This is a genomic window from Devosia sp. 67-54 (assembly GCF_001899075.1).
Taxonomy (GTDB): Bacteria; Pseudomonadota; Alphaproteobacteria; order Rhizobiales; family Devosiaceae; genus Devosia_A.
Genome location: NZ_MKVA01000011.1, coordinates 833,453 through 840,211, shown reverse-complemented (window position 1 = coordinate 840,211; position 6,759 = coordinate 833,453). Strand labels below are relative to the sequence as shown.

Here is a 6,759-nt window from a genome sequence, read left to right as displayed (position 1 = left end):
AGTGGCCATCGAAATTGGCGACCTCGGGCGCAGGCGCAGGTTCCGACGCGGGCTTCGGCTCGGGCTTGGGCTGCACCGGCGCCTTGGCCTGCTGCGGCGGTGTCGGCTCCACCGCTGGCGGCGTGGCGGTGGTTTCAGTCGGCTGCGGCGTGTCGAACTGCAGGAGCTTGCGCGACACCGTCGAGTTCGGGTTGTTGCTGCCGATCAGGCACCAGTTCTGGTCGCAGGCGAGGCACTGCAGGCGCGACCCTTTCGCCACCTGCGCGACGATGTCGCCGTTGCTGCCGAGCCGGATGTTGAGCGCCGACGTGGCCGTAGCAGCCGGTGCCGGGCACTGGCCCTGCGGCAGCACGATCTGCTTGGGCGGCGGCGTCACCACGACCGGCGCGGCCGGTGGCGCCGCCAGCACGACCGGCGGCTGCGAGGGCGGTGGCTCCCGCGGTGGTGTCGGCTGGACCGCCGCCGGCGCCGGCGCGTTCGGATCGGAATTGCAGCTCGAACAGCCGCCATATTGGACGAGGTCGTCGACATTGGCCGATGGCGGCGCCTGGAACCAGCCGCTCCACGCATACGAGCTGGCAAGCCCCGAATGCCAGAAGCCGGAGAAGCCCTTGCCGTCCGGGTAGAGGAAGAGGCTGCCCTTGCCGAAGATGTCTTTGCCCAGCGTGAAGTCGCCGACGAGCTCGGTCGGGTGTCCCTTGAACGAAATGACATTGCCGAGGAAGGCGCCGCCTGGGAAGCTGCCGCCGAACTTGCCGTTCCTGGTGGTGATGTTCAGGTCGACCCGCTCGCCCGGATTCTTGTCGAGCAGGAAGCTGCCGTTGAACGCTCCGGTCTTGTCGATCGGCCCATACTTGGCCTTGGAGTAGCCATCCCAGATGCCGGTGATGTTTCCCTGTACCGGCTTCGTGATCGTGTCCTTGTCCTGCCAGACGCCGGCGAATGTCGTGCCATCGGGCGCGAGGTGATACATCAGCGTGCCGCTGCTGGCACCCTGTGTCCACACGGCGTAGAGATCGCGATCGACGACGACGCCCTTGCTGATGGTGCCGGCACCGTAGTCGCCGGTGACGTTGCCGGCGGCGTCCTGCTTCAGCCGCATGGTGTAGGTGCGATCGCCGCTGCGGGTGACCCACTCGCCGGCGAACGATGCATAGGCGCCGGGCTTGGGCTTGACCGGTATTTGCGGGATGCGGTCGCGCGCCGGTCCGGGGGGCGTGTCCTTGATCATCAGGTCGGATTCGGCGCAGTAGACCGCCGGCGGACGGTCGCTGTTGGGCACCGGCGCCCGCCAGCTGCCGAACGGCTTGCCGTTCATGGCGGTGAAGAGGCCGCGCGTGCTGGCGTAGACACCGCGCGTGTCGGGCGAGTGATAGATCTCGTCCAGGCTGCCGTTGTAGACCTCGATCGGGAAGCCCGCATCGCCGCGCCGCTCCTTGTCGAGCCGGAGCGAGAAGCGGATCAGTCCGCTATAGACGTTGAACTTGCCGCTCAGGATCTGGCCACCGCCGGCGCCGTCATTGTTGCCGCCGATCGCCCCCTTGTACCAGTTCACCGGGCCGCCGAAGGAGTTGTCGCCATTGGCGTCGACCAGCTCCTGGTAGGTGGTGGGGAAATCGGGATCCCGCGTCCGCGAATGGTTGAGCAGGATGTACATGTTGTTGTCGTTGAAGATGTAGAGCGGCGGCGCCGTCATGTGCCAATAGCGGCAGACGTCGCTGGCATACGGCTTGCAATCCATCGCCATGCCGGCCGATACGGAGCGGCGGCCGTTGTACCAGTCGCGCCAATAGGCCAGGCAGTAGTCCTTGCTGATGATCGACTGGCCGCCGTCGCCGGTGAGCTGCACCGGCGGCCGCCACGGTTCGTTGCCCTTTTTCCATGTGTCCCAGATGGCGCCGTTGGCGTCCCGATAGAAGACTTCGAGCTGCAACGGGTTGGGGAGCGTTGCGGCGCTCAGGGTGTTGCCAGGAGGCACGGATCCCGTGGGGGTCGTGTTGAAGGCCGGGGCCCAGCCGCCATTGTTCTGCTTCCAGACGTCGTTGACGGTGCCGAGGCCACCGGTGCTGAAAACCTCGAGGTGGTTGTCGGCGGGAATGTAACCCGAGGTGATGGGCGCGCCGGGCGCCGAGAAATTCGCACCGGTAATGGTCTGGGTATTCCAGGCGAAGATGTTCTCGCCGTGCTTCCAGGTGACGTTCACCGCCCCCGCCGGGTTGGTGTAGAATATCTCGAGCTGGTCATAGGGCGCGTAGTAAAGCCCGGTCAGCCACGCGCCGGGCGCGGCGGTGCCGGGCCCAGCAATGGCGAAGGGCGGGCGCCACTTCTCGTTGTAGGGCTTCCACAGCAGGTTCACCGAGCCGTCAGACCCGGTGTAGAACAGCTGGCTCTCGCCGCCGGTCGGCTGATAGATCGCCACCGGCTGGCTTCCCGGCACGGCAGCGCCCGGCCCTGTCATGCGGGTCGGCGCGCTCCACTTGCCGTTGTCGGTCTTGTAGAGCATGTCGATGGCGCCATCGGTGGTGATGCCGAAGACATGCAGCTGGTGGTATGTCGGCTGCCAGAAGCCGGCCAGCGGCGAGCCTGGCGCCGCAAAGCCCGGACCGGTCAGCTTGGCGGGACCGCGCCACTGGCTGTCGTGGTCCTTCCACTGCACGCCGAGGGCGCCGGCGCCGTCGACCCAGAACACTTCGAGTTGGTCGTTCAACGTCTGCCAGAGTGCGAGAACCTCGCCGCCCGGAACGGCCCAGCCGCTGGGGGTGACGTAGGAGGGCTGGTGCCAGTAGTAGTCGCTCCCCTTCTTGATCTCGTGGATGGCGCCGCTGTGGTCGCTGAAGAACACCTCGAGCTGGTTGTATTTTCCAGGCTCCCAGATCGCCGCGACCCCAGATTTGGCAAATACGGGGGCGGCGCAGAGCAGCGCGCAGAGCAGCAGCGCAAGTGCCGGGAGTCGGCGTACCAGCATCAGCACAAGAGGGTCTCCAGAGCGGTGTTCCGGTTGGCGTGATCTCTCATTTGACCACGTTTGACGGTGCGTCGTTGCAGGACGAGCAGCCGCCATACATGGTGAGGTCGTCGGGCGAGGCCTGCTCCGGCACGAAGGTCTGCCAGGTGCCGCCATTGGCGTAGTTCGATATCTGCTGGAACGGCGGGATGGTGTTCACCCCGAACCGGCCGTCGAACGACTGCTTGTCGTCGTGCATGGTGAAGGTCCCGACGCCGGTATAGCCCCGGTTGTTGGCCCATTGCAGCGTCAGCGTCCGCCCGCTGACGGCGCCGTTCACCTGCGCCGACGTCCCGTAGGTGTCGGTGAAGCCGCCGACAACCACCACCCCCTGCTGATGCAGCTCGAACTGCTCGACGAGGCCGGTGCTGGTGAACACGTTCCAGTGGCCATCGAAATTGGCGACCTCGGGCGCAGGCGCAGGTTCCGACGCGGGCTTCGGCTCGGGCTTCGGTTCGGGCTTGGGCTGCACCGGCGCCTTGGCCTGCTGCGGCGGTGTCGGCTCCACCGGCTTTTTGATCTGAAGCTGCGGCAGAGGCGGCGTAGGCTTGATCTGCTGCTGCGCCTCGGGCGCCGGCGTGGGCTTCACCGGCTGCGGCATCTCGAAACGCAGTTGCTGGCGCGGCACCGTCGAGTTCGGGTTGTTGCTGCCGATCAGGCACCAGCTCTGGTCGCAGGCGAGGCATTGCAGGCGCGTGCCCGCGGCGATCTTGCCGATCGGATCGCCGAGCCGGCCTGCCAGGATCTGGAGCTGCTGGGTTGCCGACGCCACGTTCGCCGGGCACTGGCCCTGCGGCAGCACGATCTGTTTGGGCGGCGGCGTCACCACGACCGGTGGGGCCGGCTTGATCAGCTCGACCGGAGGCGCCTTCTGCTGGGCCTGGGGCGACTTCTGCTGTGTCTCAGCCTGCGGCGTCTGCGATGCCTGCTGCTTCAGCTGCTGTTGCTCCGTCGTCGACACAGGAACCTGCGTCCTCGCGGCTGGCTGCTGCCGCGTTCCGATCCAGGTGCCGTTTGTCGCGTGATCGGCCCGCGCCCAGAAGCCGGCGAAACTCTGCCCGTTCTGCACAATGTTGAACTGCAGCAGACCATTGGCGGCGCCCTGCTGCCAGTGGGCATAGAGCGTGTAGTCGACAACGACGCCGTCGCTGATGGTGCCGTCGGGGTACGAGCCGGTCACATGCCCGGCGCCGTCCTGCGTCAACGTCATGGGGTAGACGGTGCCGTTCTGTACCTGGGTCGACCAGTTGCCGCCGAAATCCGCGGCGGCGGCCGGCGACGGAGCAGTTGGAATATCGTTCGCGGCGGCGCTGGCCGGCGCCGGGCTCTTGGTCACCCAATCGGAGAACCCGACCGTCCGGGCGACGCTGAGCCGCTTGGCGAGACCCTTGCCGGTGACGCCCAGGAGATTGTCGGTGACCATCGTGCCGGTGGTGCGGTCGTATTTGCTCACCGCGCTCTTGGCGAGATCGATGCAGGCCTGCGCATCGCCGTCCGAGCAGCGGCTGACGGCCTGCACGGTTTCCAGTCCGGTGCCCACCGGCAAGCCGGTCATTTTGGTGACGAGCTTCTGGCATGTCGCCATGTCGCCGTTGGCGCATGCATGCATCGCGCCGATGTCGCCCGTCGGCAGGCCCGCCGCGTCGACCGCCGCAATGGCGATCGGATAGCACGACGCTGCGTCGCCGTTGATGCAGCGCAGGCCATATTGGTCCGAGGCCTTGGTGAGCGCCGCGGGAACCAGCGCGCGGGCGGCGGCGAGACCGAGTTGCTTGCAGGCGTTTTCATCGCCATTGGCGCAATCGATGCCATTCTTGGTGGCGTCGACCACGTTCTGGTTGACGCCGGCCGCCGTGGCCAGGGACAGGCCGAGGTCCCGGCAGCTGTCGACGGTGTTTTCCTTCTGCTCCTCGGGCGTCGCCTCGCTGTCTTCCTCGATCAGGCATTTCTGGCCGCTGCTGAGCACGGAGGCGACGTTGGAGGGCAGGAAGTCGGGCGGCAGGCCCGCGGCGCTGGCGGCCTGCTGGCCCAGACGGGCGCAGGCGGCATAGATGCGGTTCTTGCAGTCGCTGACGTCGCTGAGGACCTGCACCACGTCGGAAGCCGGAATCTTCACGCCGGAGAGCTTTTCGATGCTGCGCTCGCCCAGCGACGCACATTCGACATAGCCGCCCCCGGCGCAACTGATGGCCTGGTCGGCGAACAGCTTCACGTCCTGCGGAATCTTGTTGCCGGCCACAATGTCGACGACATCGAGCGCGAGCGCCGCGCAGGCGAAAAGCACGCCGTTGATGCAGCTGACGCCTTCCGTCGCCGGCCCCAGATAGGGCGCCGCGGCGATCAGCGCATCGCTCAGGCCCTGCTCGACGCCACGCACGATGTGCGCCGCCTGTTCGCCGATGCTGTCGGGGCGGGAATAGGGCACGCAGATGAGCCGCTTCTTGTTGCCCTGCGGGCCGTAAAGGTCCTGCGCGATGAAGGCGTCCTGCGCGTCGCAATAGGCGGTGATGCCGGTGACGCGCGCGCACTCGCTCGTCATGTAGTCGTCCGGAGCGATCTTGCCGTTGCTCCATTTGTGGAAATAGACGGAGCAATCGCCGGCCTTCAGCAGCGAAGCGCCGGCGACGTCGGTGAGCTTTACCGGCGGCACCGACCAGCCGGAGTCGTTCGCCTTGAAGACGTCCCACAGCTGGCCGACCGCATCGAGATAGAAGACTTCGAGCTGGTTGTTCTCCGGCTGGAAGACGCCCCGCAGCGTGGCATCGAGCGGCAGCGTTCCGTCCTTGACGATGGTCTGCGGCCCGGTCCAGCGACTTTGCACGCTGCGCCATTCGACGAAGACACCGCCTTTGGGCGTGATGCCGAAGACTTCGAGGTGATCGTGCAGGGGCTGGTACACCGCCGACACCGATGACCCAGGCGGAGCGATGCCCGGCGCGCTGATGGTGTCGTGCACCCATTTGCCGCCGGGATAGCTCCACAGCGCGTGCATCGCGCCCTTCTGGTCGATCCAGAACACCTCGATCAGGTTTGTGGCCTTGTCGTAATAGGTCGAGGTCAGCTGCGCGTGGGGATCGGCCACGCCGGGCGCCGTCAGCGGCGGGCTCGCCGCCCACGGATTGTCGGCGCACTTCCAGACGACATTGATCGCGCCATCAAGGCCGATGGTGAACACTTCGGGGCAGCGGCCGGCCGGCTGGAACACGGCGCTCACCGGCCCACCGGGAACGGCATAGTTCGGCACGCTCATGTCGGCCGACGTCTGCCATTTGCCGTTGTCCTTCTTCCACAGCATCTTGAGCGCGCCGCGCGCGTCGATGCCGAAGAGCTCCATCTCGTGCTCGCCGGTCTGCCAGACGCCGGAGAGCTGCGCACCTGGCGCCACATAGCCGGCGGGGCTGATCTTGACAGGCGCATGCCAGTGGTCGTGATCGGTCCAGATCAGGCTGATGGCGCCGGCGCCATCGGCCCAGAAGATTTCGAGTTGGTCGTTCTGGACCGACCAGATGGCGGTCACGGGCGAATCCGGGATGCCCCAATTGGGGGGGGTGATGTCGTAGGGCTGGCGCCAGCGGCCGTTGTGCTCCTTGCGCACCATGCGCACGGCGCCATTGTCGCCTATGAAGAATTCCTCGAGCAGGGAATAGGGGGCGGGCGCGTAGATGGCGCCCAATCCCTTGGCCGCGGCCGGGTGCGACGCGCCCAGGAGAGCCGCCATCACCAAAACAGCGCCGACCACCTGCCTGATCACGAGA

Annotated in this window: 1 protein-coding gene and 1 pseudogene; both read right to left on the bottom strand. The window is 66.7% G+C overall.

Annotation, left to right across the window (positions count from 1 at the left end):
• A pseudogene (locus BGO82_RS20960) lies at positions 1-2,965 on the bottom strand (hypothetical protein); the annotation flags it as partial.
• A gap of 46 nt (positions 2,966-3,011) precedes the next feature.
• A complete protein-coding gene (locus BGO82_RS20955) occupies positions 3,012-6,722 on the bottom strand; it encodes a hypothetical protein (protein ID WP_291307563.1) in 3,711 nt (1,236 codons plus the stop codon).
• Between the last annotated feature and the right edge of the window lie 37 nt (positions 6,723-6,759).